The following is a 21471-nucleotide window of genomic DNA, read 5'->3' as shown; positions in this document are numbered from 1 at the left end:
AACGCGGCCGTTCTCCTGCCCCCGTACGCCTCACCCGTCGCGCTGGATGTTCCGCATCCGCCCGTACGCGTACACGCACCCGGCCAGCGCCAGGTCCGACAGGAGCATGAACCCGATCGCGTACGAGTCCTTGGCGCTGTAGATCGCCCCCATCACCAGCGGCGGTACGAAGCCGCCGAGCCCGCCCATCGCGCCGACGATGCCCGTCACACTGCCCACCTTCGGCTGCGGGGTCACCTGCGAGACCAGGGCGAAGACGCTGCCGCTCGCCGTGCCGAGTCCGGCCGCCATGGCCAGCAGAGCGATCGTGCCGACCGGGTTCAGCGGCGGCTCGAAGGCCTGGACGACCGCCATCAGGGCCGCCAGCAGCAGCGCGCCCGAGGTCACCGGCGCCGGGTGGATCCGGTCCGAGAGCCAGCCGCCGATCGGCCGGAACACCACCGTGACCAGCGCGAACCCGGCCGCCTTGGTACCCGCCTCGGTCGGTGACATCTCGTACCAGGTCTTCAGGTACGTCGGCAGATAGACCCCGAACGCCACGATCCCGCCGAAGCCGATCGCGTACAGCGCCGACAGCTCCCAGGTCACCCGCAGCTTCCCGGCGTCGCCCAGCCGGTGCACCAACGTGTCCGTGGGCACTTTCCGGTCGGGGTGGTCGCTGACCAGGACGGCGGCGAGCAGCGCGTACACGACCAGCGCGCCCGCGACCACGAGGAACGGCAGGTTGTCGCCGTGCTTGGCGATGCGCGGGGTGAAGTACCCGGAGAGCGCCACCCCGCCCATGCCCATCCCGAACACGCCGAGCGCGAACCCCCGCTTGGCGGGCGGGAACCACGAGTTGACCAGCGGGACACCGATCGCGAAGGTCGTCCCGCCGAGCCCCAGCAGGAAGCCGACCGCGATCATCGCCCCGTACGAGTTCTTCGCCGGGATCAGCAGCAGCACCGGCACGATCGTCAGCGCCGACACCAGCGGGAACATCAGCTTCGCGCCGTACTTGTCCGTCAGCGCGCCCACCGGGATCCGGCCGAGCGACCCGACGAGCACCGGCACGGCCACCAGGAACGACTGCTGGAACGAGCTGAGTCCCAGCCGGTCCTTGTAGTCCCCGGACATCGGCGCGATCAGGTTCCACGCCCAGAAGGTGAGGGCGAAGCCGATCGTGGCCATGACGAGATTGCGGTACGCGGCCGGGGAGGGCGCGGCGGCCGCCGGAGCGGGGGCGTCCGGAGGCTCGGGGGACTGTTTGACAGCGGTGTTCACACGGCAAGTCAAGGGCGCGGGGGAGCGCACGGCCCGCCGGGCTGCGCCGACCGGGCGACGGTGCGTGTCCTCGTCCGGTACGCGCTCTCCTCGGCCGATATCGCCGCAAGCTGGGACAATCGTGGTATGGATCGGCTGGACAGGGAAATCCTCAGCATTCTCCAGGAGGACGCGCGGATCTCGTACCGGGATCTGGGCGTACGCGTGGGGCTCAGCGCCAACGCGGCGGGCGACCGGGTCCGCCGTATGCGCAAGGACGGGGTGATCCGCGGCTTCACCGTCATCGTCGACCCGGCCGCCGACACCCGTTCGGGCCTGGTCGTCTTCATCGATGTGACGCTGCGCCTCGACACGACGAACGAGGAGTTCGAACGTTCGGTGCTGATGCTGCCCGGGATCACGGAGGTGGTGCATGTGACCGGCGGCCACGACTATCTGATCCGCGCCACGGCGGCCGACCCGGTGGCGCTGGACTCGCTGCTGCGGAGGCTGAAACGCGAGGCGGGCGTGGCCCACTCCACCACCCGGATCGCGCTGCGGGCGGCCCCGAAGCACTGACGGCCGGCGCTCAGGCCGGTCCGGCGGGCCTCACAGCGGCGCCTGCCAGGTCACCGTCGTCGACCGGCCGCCCTCCTCGTCCCGCCCGTCGTCCGCCACCACGAGACGCACCGCGCTCCGCCCGTCCGGCAGCCGCACCGTCGCGTCCACCGCCACATCGATCGCCGAGACGCCGGGCCTGCGGTGGGCGGCGGCCAGCGCCCCGCGCAGCGCGGCCAGCAGCTCCCGGCCCGCCTCCTCGCCCACCAGCGCGTCCACCGCCCCCGTGAAGTGCACCGACGGCGGAAAGCCCAGCAGCGCCGCCGCGCCCCCGGTCTCCCGCAGGACCCGGCCCCGGAAGGTGCTCGGGGCCTCGGCGGGCGGCTGCTGGAGGGCGAAGATCGCGGTGCGGACCTCCTGGATGGTGGAGTCCAGCTCGTCCACGGCCCGGCCGAGCAGCTCACCTGCCCCCTCCTCGTCCACCCTCTCGCCCGTGGCCCGCCGCCGCGTCGACTCCAGCATCATCTCGGTCGCGAAGAGCCGCTGGACCACCAGATCGTGCAGGTCACGGGCGATCCGGTCGCGGTCCTCGTACACCGCCAGCTGCTCCCGGTCCGCCTGCGCGTCGGCCATCACCAGCGCCAGGGCGGCCTGCGAGGCGAACTGGGTCGCGAGCAGCCGGTCGACCGCCGTGTACGGGGGTGCGCCGCGCCGCCGGGGCAGGGCGAGGGTGCCGATGAGCCGGCCGCCGCTCTGTAGCGGCAGCATCATGCTGGGCCCGAACCGGGACCGTACGTCGGTGGTCATCCGGGGGTCGGTGGCGGAGTCGTCGATGAAGACCGGTTCGCCGCCCAGGAGCTGGACCAGGACGGGGGAGCCCGGCGCGATGGTCGTGCCGACGATGCCCGCCGGGTCGTCGAGGGTGGAGGCGGTCACGATCTCCATCCCGCCCGCCTCGGTCGGCTGGAGGATCACCCCGGCCGAGGCCCCGGCGAGCACCCGGGCGCGTTCGGCCACGGTCATCAGGGCGTCGGCCGCGTCGGTCCCGGTCAGCAGGGCCGTGGTGACGGCGGCCGCCCCCTCGATCCACCGCTCGCGCTGCCGGGCGCTCTCGTAGAGCCGGGCGTTGCCGATCGCGATGCCCGCCTGGGAGGCGAGGACGTGCAGCAGGGCCCGGTCCGTCTCGCTGAAGGGGCCCGAACTCTTCTCGGTGAGGCAGAGGTGGCCGAAGAGTTCGGTGTGCACCTGGATCGGGGCGATGAGGAAGGCCCGCTCCGGCAGCCCGTCCGGCTCCCGGCCGCCGCCCTCGTACGGGAGCCCGGCCCGGCTCTCCGGGAGGAGGCGGCCGATGCGCTGCCGCTCCGCCTCGGTCATCCCGGTCGTGTAGAGCGCCTCGGTCCGGTCCTGGTCGGGCTCCAGCACGCCGAGCGCCCCGCAGCGGGCCCCGGTCAGCGCGGTCGCGGTGTCCACGATCTGCTGGAGGGTGGCCCGGAGCCCGAGGTCGCTGCCGATGCTGAGGACGGCCTCCAGCAGGAGCGGCAGCCGGTCGACGGGGGACAACGACCCTAGCTCGCCAGTGGGTTGAGGGTCATCGGCTGGATCTTGCCGTCCAGCATCGCGCCCAGGCCGAGCACCGAGCACACGTCCGGGCGGTCGGCGATGTGCACCGGCATGCCGGTCGCGTCGCGGAGCATCTCGTCGAGGCCCGGCAGCAGCGCGCTACCGCCCACCATCATGATCCCGCGGTCCGCGAGGTCGGCCACCAGATCGGGCGGGCACTCGCGGAGCACCTTGCCGACCCCGTCGAGTACGGCGGTGAGCGGGGTGTGGATGGCCTGCCGTACGGCGGCGGTGTCGACCTGTACCGAGCGGGCCAGGCCGGTCGCCACGTCCCGGCCGTGGATCTCGGTCAGGGCGGGCCCGGTGAGCTGGAGGCCGTTGCCGTGCAGCGCCAGCTGGAGCGGGCGCACGGACTGGCTCGGCAGCATCAGCTCGTGGTGCTGGCGCAGGTGCTGGATGACCGCTTCGTCGATGGCGTTGCCGCCGACGGGGATGCGGACGGCCGTCACGATGGAGCCGAGCGAGAGCACGGCGATCTGCGTGGTGGCCGCGCCGCACACCATGATCATGGTGGCGGTCGGCTGCTCCACCGGCAGCCCGCAGCCGACGGCCGCCGCGATCAGCGTGTCCACCAGCTCGACCCGCCGGGCGCCGAGCCCGACGAGGGTCTCCACCGTGGCGCGCTGGGCCAGCGGGTCGGCCTCGTGCGGGGTGCAGGCGGCGGCCCGCAGCCGCGGCTTGCGGCGCAGCTGGCGGCGGAGCTTGTCGCCGAGGAGGTGGCGCAGCATCCGCTGGGCCATCTCGATGTCGACGACGGTCCCGCCGGAGACCGGGCGGACCACCCGGATGTACTCGGGGGTGCGGCCGGTCATCTGCTCGGCGAGGACGCCGACCGCGATGAGCGATCCGGTACGGGTGTTGACTGCGGCGACGCTCGGTTCGTCGACGACGAGCCCGAGCCCCTTGACGTACACACGGGTCCTCGCGGCCCCGAGATCGACGGCGATGTGGCAACGCTGCAACTGCTCAAGGCTGACGGTCACGGCAGGTTCTCCCGAGAGCGCGGATGGGGGTACCGGCGGGAGCCGGCCTCTCATCGCATCGTCGCGTTCCCGGCCGGGTCGCGCGCGCTGGGATGCGCCGTACGAGGGGAGGAAGCTGACGCCGTGCCAGGACCCCGGGGCCTTATGGGCCTCACCCGGGCAGCAGTCGCTGGAACAGCCCCCAGGTGAACTCGGCGACGTACGGCTCGCCGCTGTCCGGGTCGGTGAGGGCCAGCGCCCACCGGGTCGGCGCGCTGCCCTCCATCGGCCGCGCCGGGGGGAACGCCCGGGCCACCTCGTCCACGGTGCACGACCAGGGCTCCAGAGAAGGTACGGAGGCGAGCTCGGGGCCCGCCGCCCCCGGGGCCCGGACCAGCCACTCGTTCCACACGGCCCCGCCCGGCCCGGCCATCACCTCGAACCGGAGGTCCGGCCAGAGCGGCACCGGCCAGAGCAGCGCCTCGCACTCCAGGTCGCCCACCCGCCGCTTCAGCGTCAGCTCCGGCTCACCGAGCACCGAGCGGTAGCGCCGCAGCGACCCGCGCCCCCGGGGCGCGCGGACCATCGCCTGCCAGCGGCGGTTGGCCTCTCGCATATCGGCGAGCGAGGCGCTCATCTCCTGCCGGGCGTCCTCGACGAGACCGGGCTGGTGGTCGGCCATCCTGCGGAGCAGGACGAGCTGGAACTCGCGGGGGCCGAAGGGGGTGGGAGCGGTCATGCCGCCCATCTTCCCGCAGGTCAGGCGTATCGGACCGGCTGTTCGCGGAATCCGCCGTTCCTCACAGGATCCTCACCTGGTCCGCTTCCTCCGTTGAACTGTGCACGTCTAATCTGCGGGCGCCATGGATTACTGCCACCCGTGCCGACGGCATCTCAACGGAGCCCTGGCCTGCGCCGGGTGCGGAACTCCCGCCGAGGCACTGGGCCCCTTCGCGGTGCCCGCGCCGACGCCCGCGGGCCAGGCGCAGGACGCCCCCGAGGGAGCCGCCGCGCCCGCCCCCGCCACCCGTTCCCGCCGGCGTGCGCGGGGCAGCCACCGCAGACGCGGCCGTACGGCGCTGCTCGCGGTGGGCGGTCTGGTCCTGGCGGCGGGTGCGCTGAGCCTGGCGGAGCTGGCCATGGAGCCGGGCGGCCGGGACGACACCGCCGCCGACTTCGTACAGGACGCACCGCGCGGCCCCGGCGAGACCGTGCCGGACTCCGCGTCCGGCGGTGGTGCGCCGCAGGATCCGGGCCCGGTCACCTCCGGCCTGGGCAAGCCCGTGGACCCGTCGCCGTCGGGCAGCTCCCCGGCGTCCGGCCCCTCCGACTCGCCCACCCCCGACGCCTCCGCCGCGCCCACGACGTCCTCGGCCCCGGACCCGGACGAGGCGACCGCCTCACCCGGCTCCACCCCGGACCCCTCCGACAGCCCGCCCGCCGACCCGCCGGGCCCGGGCGAGCCGGAGGAGCCGCCGACGGCACCGGCGCCCCCGCCGCCGGACGGCCCGACCGAGGCCCCGACGCCCACGCCGACACCGTCGCCGACCTGCACGCCGTTCCTCTGGTGGTGCCGGTAGGGGCGGCGCTTACGCCTCGCCCAGCATCCGCCGCAGCAGATCCCGTAGCACCGTCCGCTCCGCCTCCGACAGCTCGGCCAGCGGCTCGCGGGCGAAGTTCAGCGAGTCCCGCAGCTGCCGGGCCGTCCGCACGCCCGTCTCCGTCGCGGCGGCCACCTTCACGCGGCGGTCGACCGGGTCGGGCCGGCGTTCGACCAGGCCGCGGGTCTCCAGGCGGTCGACGATGCCGGTCACGTTCGACGGCTCGCACTTCAGCTTGACGGCGATCTTCCGCATCGGGGTGGGCTCCAGCGCGAGCAGCCCGAGGACCCGCGCCTGTGCCCCGGTGAGGGAGTGCTCGGCGGCGGCCCGGTCGTACTCCTCGTGGTAGCGCGCCACGACGGTGCCGATGAGGTCGACGACCTCAAGGGTCAGGGGGTCTGTGCGGGTGGCCATGGAGACCAGCGTACCGATTTACTTGACAATATGAAATATTCAGGTGCACGGTTGTTTCATGTCATGAAGCTTTTCCGTAAGGCTTCCCCCGTAGGACATTGAGGAGAACCCGAGCCCATGTCTGCTGCACTTCCCACGTCCAGCCGCGAATGGCACCTCGTCGCCCGCCCCCACGGCTGGCCCAAGGCCGAGGACTTCGCGCTGCGTGAGGCCGCCGTGGCCGCTCCGGCCGAAGGCCGCATCCTCGTCCGCAACAAGTTCTTCTCGGTCGACCCGTACATGCGCGGCCGGATGAACGACGTGAAGTCGTACACCCCGCCCTTCAAGCTGGACCACCCCATGGACGGCGGCGCGGTCGGCGAGGTCATCGCCTCGAACGCCGAGGGCTTCGCCGTCGGCGACCACGTCCTGCACGGCCTCGGCTGGCGCGAGATCGCCGATGTGCCCGCCAAGCACGCGGTGAAGGTCGACCCCGACCTCGCCCCGCTCTCCGCCTACCTCGGCGTGCTCGGCATGACCGGACTCACCGCCTACGCGGGCCTGTTCGACGTCGCCTCCTTCAAGGAGGGCGACGCGGTCTTCGTCTCCGGCGCCGCCGGTGCCGTCGGCAGCCAGGTCGGCCAGCTCGCCAAGCTCAAGGGCGCCTCCCGGGTCATCGGCTCCGCCGGCTCCGACGAGAAGGTCAAGCTCCTCACCGAGGAGTACGGCTTCGACGCCGCCTTCAACTACAAGAACGGGCCGGTCCGCGACCAGCTCAAGGAAGCCGCCCCCGACGGCATCGACGTCTACTTCGACAACGTCGGCGGCGACCACCTCGAAGCCGCGATCGGCGCGCTCAACGTGCACGGCCGCGCCACCATCTGCGGCATGATCGCCCAGTACAACGCGACCGAGCCGACCCCCGGCCCGCGCAACATGGCGCTGATCATCGGCAAGCGGCTGCGCCTCCAGGGCATGCTCGTCGGCGACCACGCCGACCTCCAGCCGAAGTTCGTCGAGGAGGTCGCCGGCTGGCTGGCCTCCGGCGAGCTGAAGTACCGCGAGACCAAGGTCGAGGGCATCGAGAACGGCTACGACGCGTTTGTCGGCCTCCTGCGCGGTGAGAACACCGGGAAGATGATCGTTTCGCTCGTCTGACCCGCCCCCGGCCCGCCCCGGTCACGCGTTAGGCTCACCCCAGGCCGTCGCGATCGTGGGCGCGAGTCGCGGCGCACCAACAGGAGGAATCCTCACATCATGACCATCCAGAAGATCGACGTCGCGTACACCGCTGTCGCCACCGCCGAGAACGGCCGCGACGGCCGCGTCTCCTCGGACGACGGCCAGCTGGACGTCGTCGTCAACCCGCCGAAGGCCCTCGGCGGCAGCGGCGCGGGCACCAACCCCGAGCAGCTCTTCGCGGCCGGGTACAGCGCCTGCTTCCAGGGCGCGCTGGGCGTCGTCGCCCGCCAGGAGAAGGCCGACATCTCCGGCTCCACGGTCACCGCCTCGGTCTCCATCGGCAAGACCGAGGCCGGCGGCTTCGGCCTGGAGGTCGCCATCAGCGCGACCATCCCCAACGTCGACGCCGCCACCGCCCAGTCGCTCATCGAGAAGGCCCACCAGGTCTGCCCGTACTCGAACGCGACCCGCGGCAACATCAAGGTCGAGCTCTCCGTCGCCTGACGGCCCCGCCTCGGCACGAGGACCGCACCCCGCTCCGGGGTGCGGTCCTCGCCGTTTTCCGTACTGCTTCCGTACGCCAGTACGCTGACGCCCATGAACGATCTCGGGGCGGGCTTCGGCTACTTGGTGAAGGGGCAGCGCTGGGTCCTCGGGCACGGCCGCTGGTTCGGCTTCGGGCTGCTGCCCGGACTCATCACCCTCGTCGTGTACGCCGGTGCCCTGGTGGGACTCGGCTACGGCGCCGACGACCTCGCCGCCTGGGCCACCCCGTTCGCCGACGACTGGTCCTCGCCCTGGCTCGGCCTGCTCCGCACCACGCTGACCGCGTTCGTCTTCGTCTTCGGCCTCTTCCTCGCGGTCATCACCTTCACCGCCGTCACCCTGCTGGTCGGCCAGCCGTTCTACGAGTCGCTCTCCGAGGAGGTCGAACGGAGCGAGGGCGGCGAGGTCCACGAGTCCGGGCTGCCGCTCTGGCGCGAACTGTGGATCTCCGCCCGGGACTCCGTACGCATCCTGCTGCGCGTCGCCCTCTTCGGGATCGCCCTCTTCGCCTGCGGCTTCATCCCGGTCGTCGGCCAGACCGTCGTCCCCGCGATCGGCCTCTGCGTCTCCGGCTTCTTCCTGGCGGAGGAGCTGACCGGGGTGGCGCTCCAGCGCCGGGGGCTGGTCCTGAAGAAGCGCCTGGGCCTGCTGCGCGGCCGCCGGCTGCTGGTGCTCGGCTTCGGCGTCCCGCTCGCCGCCTCGTTCCTGGTCCCGTTCGTCGCGGTGTTCCTGATGCCGGGAGCGGTCGCCGGGGCCACCCTCCTCGCCCGCGACCTGGTCGACCCGGCAGGCAGCGGCGACGCGGCCGCCCCGAAGGAGCGGGCCGCGTGACCGGGCTGCCGACGGTCGCCGCCATCACCGTCCTCGCGGCGGGCGTCCTGGCCCATGTCACGTCTCGGTTCTGGCCGGCCTCGGCGTCACCCTGGGCCTGACGCCCTGAGGCTTACGGGGCCTCCGGTCCGTCCGCGCCCCGGAGCAGCCCCAGGAAGTCCCCGAACGCCCCCGGCATGTCCACCGCATCCGGGTCCAGCAGCCACTGGTACTGCAACCCGTCCATCACCGCCACCAGCAGCACCGCCGCCCGCTCCGGGGTCAGCCCGCCCGGCAGCGTGTCGCCGTACTCGGCGCGCAGGGTGGCGGCCATGCCCGCCCGGACCTGGGTGTAGCGGCGGGTGAAGAACTCGCGGGCCGGGTGGTCCTCCGTCACGCTCTCGCCGAGCAGCGCCGAGAAGGTCTGCACGATCACCGGCCGCATCGCGTTGTACTCCACCAGCGAGCCCAGCAGCTCCAGCCGCCAGGCCCCGTCCTCGCCGCCGCCCCCGCCGGTGTCCCACCGGTCCCGGTCCTCCAGCACCGCCACCAGCAGCGCTTCCTTCGTCGGGAAGTAGTGCAGCAGCCCCTGCTGGGTCAGGCCCACCCGCTCGGCCACCGCCCCCAGCGTCGCACCCCGGTAGCCGCGCTCGGCGATCACTTCGAGGGTGGCCCGCAGGATCTCGGCCCGCCGCTCCTCGCTCCTGGCCCGTGCCATCGCCGGCCCCTTCCCTGCCGCCCGGTCCCACACCGGTCACGCTCACCAGAACCGTACGTCTTCACCGGACCCGCCACCGATGGCGTAACGAACACGTAACGAAAACTACCGTGCTACCGGTAAGCGCGTCACCATGGAGGTGTCCACCGGACTCGACCAGGAGGTACGGCCGTGGCAGCCGCGTCCAGCACCAGCAACCCCAAGGCCCTCCGCCGGGAGGCCGTCGACGCGGCCCTCGCCGCCCTCGGCCTCGACGACAAGGCGCGCCTCCTGGCCGGCCAGGACCTGTGGTCGCTGCCCGCCCTGCCCGCGATCGGCCTGCGCTCCCTGGTGATGTCGGACGGCCCGATCGGCGTCCGAGGCGTCCGCTGGACCGCCGCCGACCCCTCGATCGCCCTGCCCTCACCCACCGCCCTCGCCGCCGCCTGGGACCCGGAGCTGGCCCGCCGCGCGGGGCGGCTGCTCGCCCAGGAGGCCCGCCGCAAGGGCGTCCACGTGCTGCTCGCCCCCACGGTCAACCTGCACCGCACCCCGCTCGGCGGCCGCCACTTCGAGGCGTACAGCGAGGACCCTTACCTCACCGGCGAGATCGGCACCGGTTACGTCCGGGGCGTCCAGGACGGCGGCGTCGGCACCACCGTCAAGCACTTCGTGGCCAACGACGCCGAGACCGACCGCTTCACCGTGAACAACGTGGTCGCCCCGCGCCCCCTGCGCGAGCTGTACCTCGCCCCCTTCGAGCGGATCGTCAGGAACGCCCACCCCTGGGGCATCATGGCCGCCTACAACCAGGTCAACGGCTCCACGATGACCGAGCACCGCTACCTCCAGAACGCCGTGCTGCGCGGCGAATGGGGCTTCGACGGCTTCATCGTCTCCGACTGGCTCGCCGCCCGGACCACCGTCGGCGCCATCACCGGCGGCCTGGACGCCGCGATGCCCGGCCCGCGCACGGTCTACGGCGAGGCGCTGGCCGACGCCGTCCGAGCGGGCGAGGTGGACGAGAAGATCGTCGACATCGCCGTACGGAACATCCTGCTGCTCGCCGCCCGCACCGGCGCCCTGGAGCCGGCCCCGCCCGTGGTGCCCGCCGCCGACCTCCCCGCACCCGTGGACGGCGAGGCGCTGGCCCGCGAGATCGCCCGCCGCTCCTTCGTCCTCGTACGCAACGAGGTACGCGACGGGGCCGCCGCCCTCCCGCTCGCCCCCGGCACCACCGTCGCCCTCTCCGGCGCACTGGCCCGGGACGCCCGGGTGCTCGGCGGCGGCTCGGCCCTGGTCTTCCCCGACCATGTGGTCTCCCCGCTGGACGGGCTGACCGCCGCCCTTCCCGAGGGCGCGCTGACGTACGCGGTCGGCGCCGACCCCAGCGACGAACTGGCCATCGCGGAAGCCGGGTTCGACCTCACCGCCGTCTGCCGTGACGCGGAGGGGACCGTCCTCGCCACCGTCCCGCTGCCCAGCGGCCAGATCCAGTGGATCGGCGCCGACCTGCCCGACGGCGTCACCCACGACACCCTGGACACCGTCGAGATCACCGGCACCTTCACCCCCCGCGAGAGCGGCGAGCACACCTTCGGCACCCGGGGCACCGGCTCCTTCGCCCTCACCGTCGACGACCGCCCCCTCTTCGAGGGCACCCAGGACCGCGCCCCCGGCACCGACCCGCTCGGCGCCTTCTTCAACGAGCCCGTCGAACGCGGCCGCCTCCCCCTCACCGCGCACACCCCCGTCCGGGTCTCCCTCAACCACCGCCCCGGCCCCGGAACCGGCCACCCCCTCAAGGGCGCCGCCTTCTCGCTCGTCCACCTCGCCCCGCTCCGCGACCCGGACGAGCTGATCGCCGAAGCCGTCGAGGCGGCCCGCACGGCGGACACCGCGATCGTGGTCGTCGGCACCACCGAACGCGTCGAGTCCGAGGGCTTCGACCGCACCGACCTCAAGCTCCCCGGCCACCAGGACGCCCTGGTCCACGCGGTCGCCGCCGCCAACCCCCGTACGGTCGTCGTCGTCAACTCCGGCTCCCCGGTGGAGCTGCCCTGGCGCGACGAGGTGGCCGCGGTCCTGCTGACCTGGTTCCCCGGCCAGGAGGCGGGCCACGCGCTCGCCGACGTCCTGTGCGGGGAGGAGGAGCCCGGCGGTCGCCTCCCCACCACCTGGCCGGTCACCCTGGCCGACGTCCCGGTCTCCGCCACCACCCCCACGGGCGGCGAACTCCCGTACAGCGAAGGCGTCTTCATCGGCTACCGCGCCTGGGAGAAGGCGGGCACGACCCCCGCGTACGCCTTCGGACACGGCCTCGGCTACACCACCTGGGAGTACGACACCGTCACGGCCACCCCCGAGTCGGTCACCGTCCACGTCCGCAACACCGGCCCCCGCCCCGGCAGCGACACCGTCCAGATCTACCTGGCGCCGGAAACGGTTTCCGGCGCCCCCGAGCGCCCGGCCCGCTGGCTCGCCGGCTTCGCCCGGGTCACCGCGGCCCCCGGCGAGAGCGTGGAGGTCACGGTCCCCGTCGAGACGCGCGCGTACCAGGTCTGGGACGAGGAGGCGTACGGCTGGCGGACGGTCCCCGGCACGTACGAGGTCCAGGCCGCCCGCTCCCTGGCGGACATCCGGGCGACCACGACGGTGGAGGTCACCGGGGATCAGTCGAAGTAGGACTCCAGCGTCCCGCGCCGCCGCACGTCCAGCGTCGCGCAGTGGAAGGAGCCGCCGAACGGCGCGTAGTGCATCAGGTCGCAGGGGATCGGCTCGAACCCCCACCGTTCGAGCGCCCGCAGCATCCCGGTGTGGTGGCGCTCCGCGATGACCCGCGTCTCGTCGACCATGAGGATGTTCATGCTCAGCCACTTGCCGCACATCGAGGTGGTCCGGAGCACAAGGTCCTTGACCGGCTCCGGCTCGGGGGCGACCAGGATGTCCCAGGAGTCCAGGACGGCGGGCAGCCGGTCGACATCGATGTAGTCGGGGTTGACCAGCGCCTTGCCGGGCGCCAGCACGAGGAACGTGGTGTCGATGTGCATGGGCGTACGGCAGCGGCTCTCGATCTCGTGGATGCGGTAGCCGGGGCCGAGGTGGCGGCGCAGCCACTCGATGCCCATGGCGTTGGTGACGTTGGAGCGCGTCACGAACAGATCGCGCCCGGCCCGGACGAAGTCGGCGGCGTCGAAGACCGGCTCGAACTCGGTGAGGATGTACCGCATGGGCTCATCGGCCCGGGGCGTACGGAAGTCCTTCTCGAAGAGTTCGTCCGTCAGCTGCGGTTTCGGCGCGGCCGTCCAGCGGGCCCCGCGCCGGAAGTAGTCCTTGAGGATCCGGCGGTAGGAGTGCGTCTCGAAGTACCGGCACGGCCACGCCATCGGGGTCTCGATGATCTCGTCGCCGATCACCAGCATGCTGTCGCGCGGGCAGGTGTTGCAGAAGCCCCGCGAGGACCAGTCGGGGGTGGCGAACCGCTTCCGGTGGTCGAACGCGTCCGGGCGGGTGACGGTGATCCCGAGCGACTGGAGCAGCGAGACGAACCCGTCCAGCTCCTCCTGGGCCGGTTCGATCAGCCGGCGCGGGTATTTGCAGCCCGCCGCCAGTCCCTGGAGGCGAGCGGCCCATGGCGGGATGTTGCAGGAGACCACCGGATGGCTGGAAGGGATCGTCGCGTCGTCCAGCCGCCCGACGATGATCTCCTCCAACGGGTCCCACTCGTTGTGGGAACTGACCGGCGAGATGAGCGGGGCGGTGTCCTCGGCGGCCGGAATGCGGGGCCTCCGCTCCACTGTCGTCATGATCAACCACCCTCGGTCGCCGACGGGCACATCACGCTACCCATGGTGAACGGGGAGAGCGGGTTCGCGCCACCGGTAGGGCCCGCCCGGGCGTCAGCGGACCGAGAACGCGTACTCCGTACGGGAGGTGAACTCCTCGCCGGGCCGCAGCACGGTGCTGGGGAACTCCGGCCGGTTCGGGGAGTCCGGGAAGTGCTGGGTCTCCAGCGCGATCCCGGCACACGGCACGAACGGCCGCCCGTCGAAGTGGTCGGCCGTGTAGAGCTGGAGCCCCGGCTCGGTGGTCCGCACGGTCAGCACCCGCCCGGACCCGGCGTCGTACAGCTCGGCGGCGAAACGTTCCGCGCCCGCCTCCCCGTCCCCGTCCAGCACGAAGTTCTGGTCGTACCCGGCCTCCACCGCCCGCCCCTGCCGGAAGTCGAACCGGGTCCCCGCCACCGGTGCGAACTCCCCGGTCGGCACCGCGTCCGCGCCCACCGGCGTGATGTGCCCGGCCGCGATCCGCAGCTCCTGCCCCAGCGCGCTCCCACTCAGCGCTCCCGCCAGGTTCCAGTACAGATGGGAGGTCGGGTTGAGCACGGTCGGCGCGTCGGTCACCGCCCGGTAGCCGATCCGCAGCACCCCGCCCGGCCCCAGGGTGTACGTCACCGAGAAGTCGACCCGCCCCGGATAGCCCTCCTCACCGTCCTCGGCCACCAGGGACAGCCGCACCCCGCCCGGGACCGGCTCCGCCTCCCACACCCGCTTGTCGAAGCCCCGCACCCCGCCGTGCAGATGGACGCGGCCCTCGTTGGGCGTCAGGCGGTACGTCCGGCCGTCCAGCACGAAGGAGGCGCCCCCGATCCGGTTCGCGTACCGCCCGACCACCGCACCGAAATAGGGCGCCGGGAACTCCTCGTACCCCGCCACCTCCGGCAGCCCCAGCGCCACGGCTCCCCGCACACCGTCGCGCCCCGGCACCTCCACGGACTGCACGATCGCGCCGTACGTCAGCACGCGGACGCGGACCGCGTCCCGCTCCAGCGTCCACCGGCGTACGGGCGAACCGTCCGCGAGGGTGCCGAAGTCTTCCGCGTACGTGGATGTCGTCGTCCCCATGCTCATAGGGCTGGACCCTACGCGGGGGGTTCGGCGGCCGTGATGTTGCGGTAGGCGATCTCCGCCAGCCGGGCCTGGCCGTCGCGGCTGGGGTGGAACCAGTCCCACTGGCTGAGCTGCGCCCCGGTGAAGCGGAAGCCGAAGACCGCGCCGCCGTCGTACCGGCAGTGCCGGTCCTTCGCGCAGACGTCCCGCAGCACCTCGTTGTACGCCACCACCCGGTCCTGCACCGCGTCCCGCCGCGCCACGGCCGCGGGCCCCAGGTCGTCCGCGTCCGCCAGCATCGACCGGCAGATGCCGAGGCTCCAGATCTTCTTGCCGGTCTCGTTGAGCCGCCCGGTCGACCAGAGCCGCTTCAGGTCCGGCACGCTGGACACGTACACCTGCGCCTTGGGCGCCCCGGCCCGCAGCTGCCCCATCGCCGTCTCGAACGACGCCCGGAAGTCCGCCACGGGCGTCATCAGCCGCACCGAGTCCCGGCAGGCGTCGTTGGCGCCCATCATCACCGTGACCAGCTCCGGCCGCTCCTTCGCCGCCAGCGCCATCTGCTCCGGCAGCTGCACCATCCGGGCCCCCGACACCGCGTGGTTCCAGCTCCGGTCCGCCGCCTTCTTCTCACCCAGCAGCCGGACGGCCAGGCTCCGCACCAGCCGGTCGCTCCCGGTCGCCCAGGAGACCTCGGGGCAGTCCGCCAGCACCGAGCAGGCGTCGAAGCCCCGGGTGATGGAGTCCCCGACCGCCGCGACGGACCCCGGGTTCGGGTTCCAGCCGGAGGCGGGGGAGGGCGACGGCGAGGCGGAAGGTGAGGAGGAGGCGGTGGCGGGCGCGTTCTGTGACACGCCGTCACCCGAGCCCTCACCGCTGCATCCGGCCAGCGCGGCGACACCGACGAACGAGAGCGCCGTCAGCGCGGCCCCGGCGGTACGCATTCGAGGGCGTGTCGCACGCTCCGGCATCTGTGGTTCCCCTCCGGTCCAAGCCCTGGTCTATGCCTCTGGTCATGCCCCCGGCAAGCCCATGATCCCCAGGTCGTGGGCGTGCGCGCCCTGCCGGGTGAAAGCCGGCGAATCAGGGGGCCCGGACCGACGGTACGTCACACGGACGGCCCCCGCGCACGGTAGCTTTTCCCCGTCGAACCAGTGGCACCGCTCGCGCCCCCGCCACGGCGGGTGGCTCCGGTACATTACGTCACGTCACACACTGTCCCTTTTCAGGAGATTAACTCCCGATGCTGTTTACTGATGACAACCTCGGGATCCGGCCGAAAAGAGGCGGTGCGGGCGCGAGGCCGCTGGGGAAGGCGTACCTCGTCCCACACGGGAGGTTCCGGTGACGACACGTGGAGTCCTGTACGTTCACTCCGCACCGCGCGCGCTGTGCCCACATGTCGAATGGGCAGTGGCGGGCGTCCTCGGTGTGCGGGTCCAGCTGGACTGGATCAGACAGCCGGCCGCGCCCGGCACCTGGCGGTCCGAATTCTCCTGGAAGGGCCGCGCCGGCACCGCGTCGCAGCTCGCCTCCGCGCTGCGCGGCTGGGACATGCTGCGCTTCGAGGTGACCGCCGAGCCGTGCCCCACCGCCGAGGGCGAGCGCTACAGCTCCACCCCCGGCCTCGGCATCTTCCACGCCGTCACCGGCATGCACGGTGACATCCTGATCCCCGAGGACCGCCTGCGCGCGGCCCTGGCCCGCTCCACGCGCGGCGAGAGCGACCTGGAGGCGGAGATCGCCTCCCTGCTCGGCAAGCCGTGGGACGACGAGCTGGAGTCCTTCCGCCACGCGGGCGAGGGCGCGCCGGTCCGCTGGCTGCACCAGGTGGTGTAGGCCCTTCCGTTTCCCCTCTTCACCTCTCCGGTGATCGAGGAGCGGGGTCCGGGGCAGCGCCCCGAAACGCACGGAAGCCCGCTCCCCAGAACACCGGGAAGCGGGCTTCACCCGTAAAGCGCAGGGTCACACGGACCGGAACGCCAGCACCACGTTGTGCCCACCGAACCCGAACGAGTTGTTGATCGCCGCGATCGGCCCCTCGGGCAGCACCCGGGGCTCACCGCGCACGATGTCCGCGTCGATCGCCTCGTCGAGGTCGTCGACGTTGATGGTCGGCGGAGCGGTCCGGTGGTGCAGCGCGAGCACGGTCGCGACCGTCTCGATACCGCCCGCGCCACCCAGCAGATGACCCGTCATCGACTTCGTCGCCGAGATCGCGACATGGTCCAGGTCGTCGCCCAGGACCTTCCGCAGCGCCTTGATCTCCGCGATGTCACCCTGCGGCGTCGACGTGGCGTGCGCGTTGAGGTGGACCACCTCGGACGGCTTGAGGTCGCTGGAGTCCAGCAGGTTCTGCATGGCGGCCGCGATGCCCCGGCCGGTCGGCTCGGGCTGCGCGATGTGGTGGGCGTCGGCCGACAGGCCCTGGCCCAGCACCTCGCAGTAGACCTTGGCGCCCCGCTTGGCGGCGTGCTCGGCCGACTCCAGGATGACGACGCCCGCGCCCTCGCCGAGGACGAAGCCGTCACGGGCCGTGTCGTACGGGCGCGAGGCCTTCTCCGGCTCGTCGTTGCTCTTGGACATCGCCATCATGTTGGCGAAGGCCGCGATCGGCAGTGGGTGGATCGCCGCCTCCGTGCCGCCCGCGACGACCACGTCGGCTCGGCCGGTGCGGATCATCTCGACGGCGTACCCGATGGCCTCGGCGCCGGACGCGCAGGCGGAGACCGGCGTGTGCACACCGGCCTGGGCGTTGACCTCCAGGCCGACGTTGGCCGCCGGGCCGTTGGGCATGAGCATGGGAACGGTGTGCGGGGAGACGCGGCGTACGCCCTTCTCCTTCAGCACGTCGTACTGGTCGAGCAGGGTGATCACGCCGCCGATGCCGGAGGCGATGACCGAGCCGAGCCGCTCGGGGGCGATGGACCCGTCCTCGCCGGCCTTGGCGGTGAAGCCCGCGTCCGCCCAGGCCTCGCGGGCCGCGATCAGCGCGAACTGCGCCGAGCGGTCCAGCTTCCGGGCGAGCGGGCGGGGCAGTACGTCGTTCGGGTCGACGGCCGCGAGGGCGGCGATCCGGACGGGCAGTTCGGCGAAGCGCTCGCCTTCGAGAGGCTTGACGCCGGACCGGCCGGCCATCAGACCTTCCCAGGTCGATGCGGAGTCGCCACCCAGCGGAGTGGTTGCGCCGATACCGGTGACGACCACGGTGCGATTGGTCGAGTTCACTGGAAAATCTTCTCCACGTGTAGAGGGTCGTGAATCAGCGGCGCCACCGCCGGGTGGCGACACAGCCGGGCTGGGATCAGCCCTGGTGCTTCAGGATGTAGTCGGCAGCGTCGCCGACCGTCTTGAGGTTCTTGACGTCCTCGTCGGGGATCTTGACGTCGAAGCGCTCCTCGGCGGCGACGACGACCTCGACCATGGACAGCGAGTCGACGTCCAGGTCGTCGGTGAAGGACTTGTCCAGCTGGACGTCCTCGACCGGGATACCGGCGATCTCGTTGACGATCTCGGCGAGACCGGTGACGATCTCTTCCTGCGTGGCGGCCATCTTGGCGCTCCTTCGGTGGGTTTCTTCAGGGGTCGTGCATACGGACCGAAAGGTCCGGTGTGCCTAGGGGAGGGTAACGACCGTCGCGGCGTAGACGAGACCCGCCCCGAAGCCGATGACGAGCGCGGTGTCGCCGCTCTTCGCCTGACCGGTCGCCAGGAGCCGCTCCATCGCGAGCGGGATCGAGGCGGCGGACGTGTTGCCGGTGGACTCGATGTCACGGGCGACCGTGACGTGTTCCGGCAGCTTGAGGGTCTTCACCATCGAGTCGATGATCCGCATGTTGGCCTGGTGCGGGATGAAGACGTCCAGGTCTTCGGGGGAGACCCCGGCCGCGTCCAGCGCCTGCTGGGCGACCTTCGCCATCTCGTAGACGGCCCAGCGGAAGACCGCCTGGCCCTCCTGGGTGATGGCCGGGAACTTGATCTCGCCCTTGGAGTCGAGAGGCAGCTTGGAGACGTCGCCGATGTGCAGGTCGTTCCAGGACACCGTCTGCTTGATGGTCTCGGACTTGTCGCCCTCGGAGCCCCACACGGTCGGGCCGATGGCCGGCTCCTGGGAGGGGCCGACGACGACCGCGCCCGCGCCGTCACCGAACAGGAAGGCCGTCGCGCGGTCCTCCAGGTCGGTCAGGTCGCTGAGCCGCTCCACGCCGATGACGAGGACGTACTCCGCCGAACCCTCGACGATCATGCCCTTGGCCAGGGTCAGGCCGTAGCCGAAGCCCGCGCAGCCGGCCGAGATGTCGAAGGCGGCCGGCTTGCCCGCGCCGATCTTGTGGGCGATCTCGGTGGCGACGGCCGGGGTCTGCTTGAAGTGCGAGACGGTCGAGACGACGACCGCGCCGATCTGCTCGGGCGCGATGCCCGCGTCGGCGATGGCCTTGCCGGACGCCTCGATCGACATCGCCGCCACGGTCTCCTCCTCGGAGGCCCAGTGGCGGGTGACGATGCCGGAGCGGGAGCGGATCCACTCGTCGGAGGAGTCGATCGTCTCGAGGATCACCTCGTTGGGCACGACCCGGGTCGGGCGGTAGCCGCCGACCCCGAGGATGCGCGCGTACGGGGCGCCCTTGCTGGGCTTGATCTTCGACATGCTCTCGGGCTCCTTAGGCGCCTGCGTGCTCGGAGATGAGCGCGCGGGCGGCGTCGAGGTCGTCGGGGGTCTTGAGCGCGAGCGTCTTCACACCGGGCAGCGCCCGCTTGGCGAGCCCGGTGAGGGTGCCCCCGGGGCTCAACTCGACCAGCGCGGTCACGCCGAGCTCCTGGAAGGTCTCCATGCACAGGTCCCAGCGGACCGGGTTGGCGACCTGGCCGACCAGCCGGGCGATGACCTCGGTGCCGGTGGCGACCGTGTGGCCGTCGGCGTTGGACACGTACCGCACGGTCGGGTCGGTGACCGTGAGGTCCCCGACGGCCGCGCGCAGCTTCTCCACGGCCGGGGCCATGTGGTGCGTGTGGAACGCGCCGGCCACCTTCAGCGCGACGACCCGGCGTACGCCCTCGGGCTTGTCGGCCTCCAGGGCGGCGATCTGGGCCGCGGTGCCGGCGGCGACGATCTGGCCGCCCCCGTTGACGTTGGCGGGGGTCAGGCCGAGCTTCTCCAGGTGCGGGACCGTCACGGCGGGGTCGCCGCCGAGCAGGGCCGCCATACCGGTCTCGGTGACCGCGGCGGCCTCGGCCATGCCGAGCCCGCGGGTACGGACGAAGCGGAGCGCCGCCTCGTCGTCGATGACACCGGCGATCGCGGCGGCGGTGATCTCACCGACGCTGTGACCCGCGACGACATCGGGGGAGACCGCGTCCAGGGCGGCGGCCGAGAGCAGGCCCGCGGCGACCAGGAGCGGCTGGGCGACGGCCGTGTCGCGGATCTCGTCCGCGTCGGCCTTAGTGCCGTAGTGGGCAAGGTCGAGCCCGATGGCGTCGGACCAGGCCGCGATGCGGTCGGCGGCACCGGGGAGGTCGAGCCAGGGAGTCAGGAAGCCGGGCGTCTGAGCGCCTTGGCCGGGAGCGACGAGTACGAGCACCCTCACACTCTCTCTTGTGGACGGCTCGGAACGCCCGTGGGGACAGGGACGAAGAACCGTCAGGGGAATTGTTGGAGTCCGACAAAAGTCTAGGACTGAGGATCCGCCGCGGCCAAGCGCCCCAGGATGAGGGCGATCCGGAGGGTGAACGCGGAGCGCACATCGGAGGGTGACCAGCCGGTGACGTCGGTCACACGTCGTAGCCGGTAGCGCACGGTGTTGGGGTGGACGAAAAGCATCCGTGCGGCCCCCTCCAGACTGCTCGCCTGTTCGAGATAGACACTCAGCGTTTCCAGAAGCGCCGAACCGGCTTCTTCCAGCGGTCTGTAGATCTCCTCCACCAACTGGTCCCGCGCGGCAGGGTCCCCGGCCATCGCGCGCTCGGGCAGGAGATCGTCCGCGAGCACCGGGCGGGGCGCGTCCTGCCATGCCAGGCAGGCCTTCAGCCCGGCCGCCGCGGCCTGCGCGGACCGGGTGGCCGCCAGCAGGTCCGGCACCACGGGCCCGGCGACGACCGGCCCGGCCGCGTACGGCCCGATCAGGCCCTTGGCGACCTGGAGCGGGTTGTCGCTGCCGCCCGCGATGACGACGAGCCGGTTGCCGAGGACCCCGGTGAGGACCTGGAGCTTCGCGTGCCGGGCGGCCCGCCGGATCGCCTCCACGGTCAGCTCGCTGTCCCCGTCGGGCGCGGTGCCGAGGATGACGCAGACGTGCTCGGGTGAGTTCCACCCGAGCGCGGCGGCCCGGGAGACGGCCCCTTCGTCGGCCTCCCCGGACAGCACCGCGTTGACGACCAGCGACTCCAGACGCGCGTCCCACGCCCCCCGGGCCTCGGCGGCCTGGGCGTAGACCTGGGCGGTGGCGAAGGCGATCTCCCGCGCGTAGACGAGCAGCGCCTCCCGCAGCACGGACTCGTCGCCGGGCGCGGCCACCTCCTCGATCGCGGCCTCCATGACCTCGATCGTGGTCCGCACCATCTCGACGGTCTGCCGCAGCGTGATCGCCCGGGTCAGCTCGCGCGGGGCGGTGCCGAACACATCGGTCGAGATGGCCTGCGGGGTCTCCGGATGCCGGAACCACTCGGTGAACGCCGCGATACCGGCCTGGGCGACCAGGCCGATCCAGGACCGGTTCTCCGGGGGCATCGCCCGGTACCACGGCAGCGATTCGTCCATGCGGGCAATCGCGTTCGCGGCCAGCCGGCCGGATGACTGCTCCAGCCGTTTCAGGGTCGCGGCATGCAGGTGGGCGTCGTGGGCGGCGGAATGCTCAGGATCGGGTCGGGGCACGAGGACAAGACTGCCTTATCGGGCCGGTGGATCGGTGGGGTGGGGCGATGGTCTTGCCTACCGGTCGGTACGGGGGTGTGCGGGGCGGTCGGGTACGGGAGCT

21 protein-coding genes are annotated in these 21471 nt (G+C 72.3%); 7 read left to right on the top strand and 14 right to left on the bottom strand.

Annotated elements, in window-relative coordinates; all coding sequences use genetic code 11:
• Positions 1-30: 30 nt before the first annotated feature.
• Positions 31-1263 (bottom strand): NarK/NasA family nitrate transporter, encoded by a 1233-nt coding sequence (locus GTY67_RS08725; protein ID WP_161278298.1) that lies wholly within the window; start codon positions 1261-1263, stop codon positions 31-33.
• Positions 1264-1389: 126 nt separating this feature from the next.
• Between GTY67_RS08725 and GTY67_RS08720 the strand changes: the two genes are divergently transcribed.
• Complete coding sequence (locus GTY67_RS08720; protein WP_093693884.1) at positions 1390-1821, top strand: Lrp/AsnC family transcriptional regulator; 432 nt, start codon at positions 1390-1392, stop codon at positions 1819-1821.
• Between the two features lie 30 nt (positions 1822-1851).
• Here the strand turns inward: GTY67_RS08720 and GTY67_RS08715 are convergent, their stop codons facing one another.
• The 3 genes from GTY67_RS08715 to GTY67_RS08705 all read right to left on the bottom strand — a co-directional run bounded on the left by GTY67_RS08715 (position 1852) and on the right by GTY67_RS08705 (position 5121).
• Positions 1852-3360, bottom strand: a complete 1509-nt coding sequence (locus tag GTY67_RS08715; protein WP_093693885.1) for a GAF domain-containing protein — start codon at positions 3358-3360, stop codon at positions 1852-1854.
• 5 nt (positions 3361-3365) lie between these two features.
• Positions 3366-4403, bottom strand: coding sequence for a rod shape-determining protein (locus tag GTY67_RS08710; protein WP_093693886.1), 1038 nt, complete (start codon positions 4401-4403; stop codon positions 3366-3368).
• Between the two features lie 151 nt (positions 4404-4554).
• A complete protein-coding gene (locus GTY67_RS08705; RefSeq protein ID WP_202461373.1) occupies positions 4555-5121 on the bottom strand; it encodes a hypothetical protein in 567 nt (188 codons plus the stop codon).
• A gap of 124 nt (positions 5122-5245) precedes the next feature.
• On the opposite strand from GTY67_RS08705, the gene GTY67_RS08700 reads away from it, so the two are divergent.
• Positions 5246-5962, top strand: a complete 717-nt coding sequence (locus GTY67_RS08700; RefSeq protein ID WP_202461372.1) for a hypothetical protein — start codon at positions 5246-5248, stop codon at positions 5960-5962.
• Between the two features lie 9 nt (positions 5963-5971).
• Here the strand turns inward: GTY67_RS08700 and GTY67_RS08695 are convergent, their stop codons facing one another.
• Positions 5972-6397 carry a MarR family transcriptional regulator gene (locus GTY67_RS08695; RefSeq protein WP_093693889.1) on the bottom strand — a complete coding sequence of 142 codons (426 nt, stop codon included), beginning with the start codon at positions 6395-6397 and terminating at the stop codon, positions 5972-5974.
• 117 nt (positions 6398-6514) lie between these two features.
• Between GTY67_RS08695 and GTY67_RS08690 the strand changes: the two genes are divergently transcribed.
• From GTY67_RS08690 to GTY67_RS08680, 3 genes are all read left to right on the top strand, one after another.
• Positions 6515-7534 carry an NADP-dependent oxidoreductase gene (locus GTY67_RS08690; protein ID WP_161278296.1) on the top strand — a complete coding sequence of 340 codons (1020 nt, stop codon included), beginning with the start codon at positions 6515-6517 and terminating at the stop codon, positions 7532-7534.
• A gap of 99 nt (positions 7535-7633) precedes the next feature.
• A complete protein-coding gene (locus GTY67_RS08685) occupies positions 7634-8062 on the top strand; it encodes an organic hydroperoxide resistance protein (RefSeq protein WP_030564702.1) in 429 nt (142 codons plus the stop codon).
• Positions 8063-8155: 93 nt separating this feature from the next.
• Positions 8156-8935, top strand: coding sequence for an EI24 domain-containing protein (locus tag GTY67_RS08680; RefSeq protein ID WP_161278295.1), 780 nt, complete (start codon positions 8156-8158; stop codon positions 8933-8935).
• Positions 8936-9047: 112 nt separating this feature from the next.
• Here GTY67_RS08680 and GTY67_RS08675 read toward each other — a convergent pair whose 3' ends face one another.
• A complete protein-coding gene (locus GTY67_RS08675; protein ID WP_161278294.1) occupies positions 9048-9632 on the bottom strand; it encodes a TetR/AcrR family transcriptional regulator in 585 nt (194 codons plus the stop codon).
• Between the two features lie 171 nt (positions 9633-9803).
• On the opposite strand from GTY67_RS08675, the gene GTY67_RS08670 reads away from it, so the two are divergent.
• Positions 9804-12296, top strand: coding sequence for a glycoside hydrolase family 3 C-terminal domain-containing protein (locus GTY67_RS08670; protein WP_161278293.1), 2493 nt, complete (start codon positions 9804-9806; stop codon positions 12294-12296).
• Here GTY67_RS08670 and GTY67_RS08665 read toward each other — a convergent pair.
• The 3 genes from GTY67_RS08665 to GTY67_RS08655 all read right to left on the bottom strand — a co-directional run bounded on the left by GTY67_RS08665 (position 12284) and on the right by GTY67_RS08655 (position 15444).
• On the bottom strand, positions 12284-13417 hold the full coding sequence (locus tag GTY67_RS08665; protein ID WP_093693893.1) for an amidinotransferase: 1134 nt from the start codon (positions 13415-13417) through the stop codon (positions 12284-12286). The two genes, GTY67_RS08670 and GTY67_RS08665, sit on opposite strands and share 13 nt — an antisense overlap.
• Before the next feature lie 93 nt (positions 13418-13510).
• Positions 13511-14521, bottom strand: coding sequence for an aldose epimerase family protein (locus GTY67_RS08660; protein WP_161278292.1), 1011 nt, complete (start codon positions 14519-14521; stop codon positions 13511-13513).
• An 11-nt stretch (positions 14522-14532) separates the two neighbouring features.
• A complete protein-coding gene (locus tag GTY67_RS08655; protein ID WP_202461371.1) occupies positions 14533-15444 on the bottom strand; it encodes an SGNH/GDSL hydrolase family protein in 912 nt (303 codons plus the stop codon).
• Positions 15445-15844: 400 nt separating this feature from the next.
• Here GTY67_RS08655 and GTY67_RS08650 point away from each other — a divergent pair, with 400 nt between their 5' ends.
• On the top strand, positions 15845-16339 hold the full coding sequence (locus tag GTY67_RS08650) for a DUF3145 domain-containing protein (protein WP_053561392.1): 495 nt from the start codon (positions 15845-15847) through the stop codon (positions 16337-16339).
• Positions 16340-16465: 126 nt separating this feature from the next.
• Here GTY67_RS08650 and fabF read toward each other — a convergent pair whose 3' ends face one another.
• The 5 genes from fabF to GTY67_RS08625 form a co-directional block, all read right to left on the bottom strand.
• Positions 16466-17728: a beta-ketoacyl-ACP synthase II gene (gene fabF, locus GTY67_RS08645; RefSeq protein ID WP_161278290.1), complete on the bottom strand. Its 1263-nt coding sequence runs from the start codon at positions 17726-17728 to the stop codon at positions 16466-16468.
• A 76-nt stretch (positions 17729-17804) separates the two neighbouring features.
• Complete coding sequence (locus tag GTY67_RS08640; RefSeq protein ID WP_014045780.1) at positions 17805-18053, bottom strand: acyl carrier protein; 249 nt, start codon at positions 18051-18053, stop codon at positions 17805-17807.
• A 63-nt stretch (positions 18054-18116) separates the two neighbouring features.
• Positions 18117-19148 (bottom strand): ketoacyl-ACP synthase III, encoded by a 1032-nt coding sequence (locus tag GTY67_RS08635; protein WP_093693897.1) that lies wholly within the window; start codon positions 19146-19148, stop codon positions 18117-18119.
• Between the two features lie 13 nt (positions 19149-19161).
• On the bottom strand, positions 19162-20079 hold the full coding sequence (locus tag GTY67_RS08630) for an ACP S-malonyltransferase (protein ID WP_161278289.1): 918 nt from the start codon (positions 20077-20079) through the stop codon (positions 19162-19164).
• Positions 20080-20168: 89 nt separating this feature from the next.
• Positions 20169-21368, bottom strand: a complete 1200-nt coding sequence (locus GTY67_RS08625; protein WP_015608300.1) for a helix-turn-helix domain-containing protein — start codon at positions 21366-21368, stop codon at positions 20169-20171.
• Positions 21369-21471: the final 103 nt, after the last annotated feature.

This window comes from Streptomyces sp. SID8374 (assembly GCF_009865135.1).
Classification (GTDB): Bacteria; Actinomycetota; Actinomycetes; order Streptomycetales; family Streptomycetaceae; genus Streptomyces.
The sequence above is the reverse complement of the archived record's forward strand: the minus strand, read 5'-3'. Positions and strand labels throughout refer to the sequence as shown.

Excerpts from the sequence above, each read along its gene's own strand:
- GTY67_RS08720 (WP_093693884.1), top strand. The coding sequence starts at position 1,390 with ATGGATCGGCTGGACAGGGAAATCCTCAGCATTCTCCAGGAGGACGCG.
- GTY67_RS08705 (WP_202461373.1), bottom strand. The coding sequence starts at position 5,121 with ATGACCGCTCCCACCCCCTTCGGCCCCCGCGAGTTCCAGCTCGTCCTG.
- GTY67_RS08700 (WP_202461372.1), top strand. The coding sequence starts at position 5,246 with ATGGATTACTGCCACCCGTGCCGACGGCATCTCAACGGAGCCCTGGCC.
- GTY67_RS08695 (WP_093693889.1), bottom strand. The coding sequence starts at position 6,397 with ATGGCCACCCGCACAGACCCCCTGACCCTTGAGGTCGTCGACCTCATC.
- GTY67_RS08690 (WP_161278296.1), top strand. The coding sequence starts at position 6,515 with ATGTCTGCTGCACTTCCCACGTCCAGCCGCGAATGGCACCTCGTCGCC.
- GTY67_RS08685 (WP_030564702.1), top strand. The coding sequence starts at position 7,634 with ATGACCATCCAGAAGATCGACGTCGCGTACACCGCTGTCGCCACCGCC.
- GTY67_RS08680 (WP_161278295.1), top strand. The coding sequence starts at position 8,156 with ATGAACGATCTCGGGGCGGGCTTCGGCTACTTGGTGAAGGGGCAGCGC.
- GTY67_RS08675 (WP_161278294.1), bottom strand. The coding sequence starts at position 9,632 with ATGGCACGGGCCAGGAGCGAGGAGCGGCGGGCCGAGATCCTGCGGGCC.
- GTY67_RS08665 (WP_093693893.1), bottom strand. The coding sequence starts at position 13,417 with ATGACGACAGTGGAGCGGAGGCCCCGCATTCCGGCCGCCGAGGACACC.
- GTY67_RS08660 (WP_161278292.1), bottom strand. The coding sequence starts at position 14,521 with ATGAGCATGGGGACGACGACATCCACGTACGCGGAAGACTTCGGCACC.
- GTY67_RS08655 (WP_202461371.1), bottom strand. The coding sequence starts at position 15,444 with ATGCGTACCGCCGGGGCCGCGCTGACGGCGCTCTCGTTCGTCGGTGTC.
- GTY67_RS08640 (WP_014045780.1), bottom strand. The coding sequence starts at position 18,053 with ATGGCCGCCACGCAGGAAGAGATCGTCACCGGTCTCGCCGAGATCGTC.
- GTY67_RS08635 (WP_093693897.1), bottom strand. The coding sequence starts at position 19,148 with ATGTCGAAGATCAAGCCCAGCAAGGGCGCCCCGTACGCGCGCATCCTC.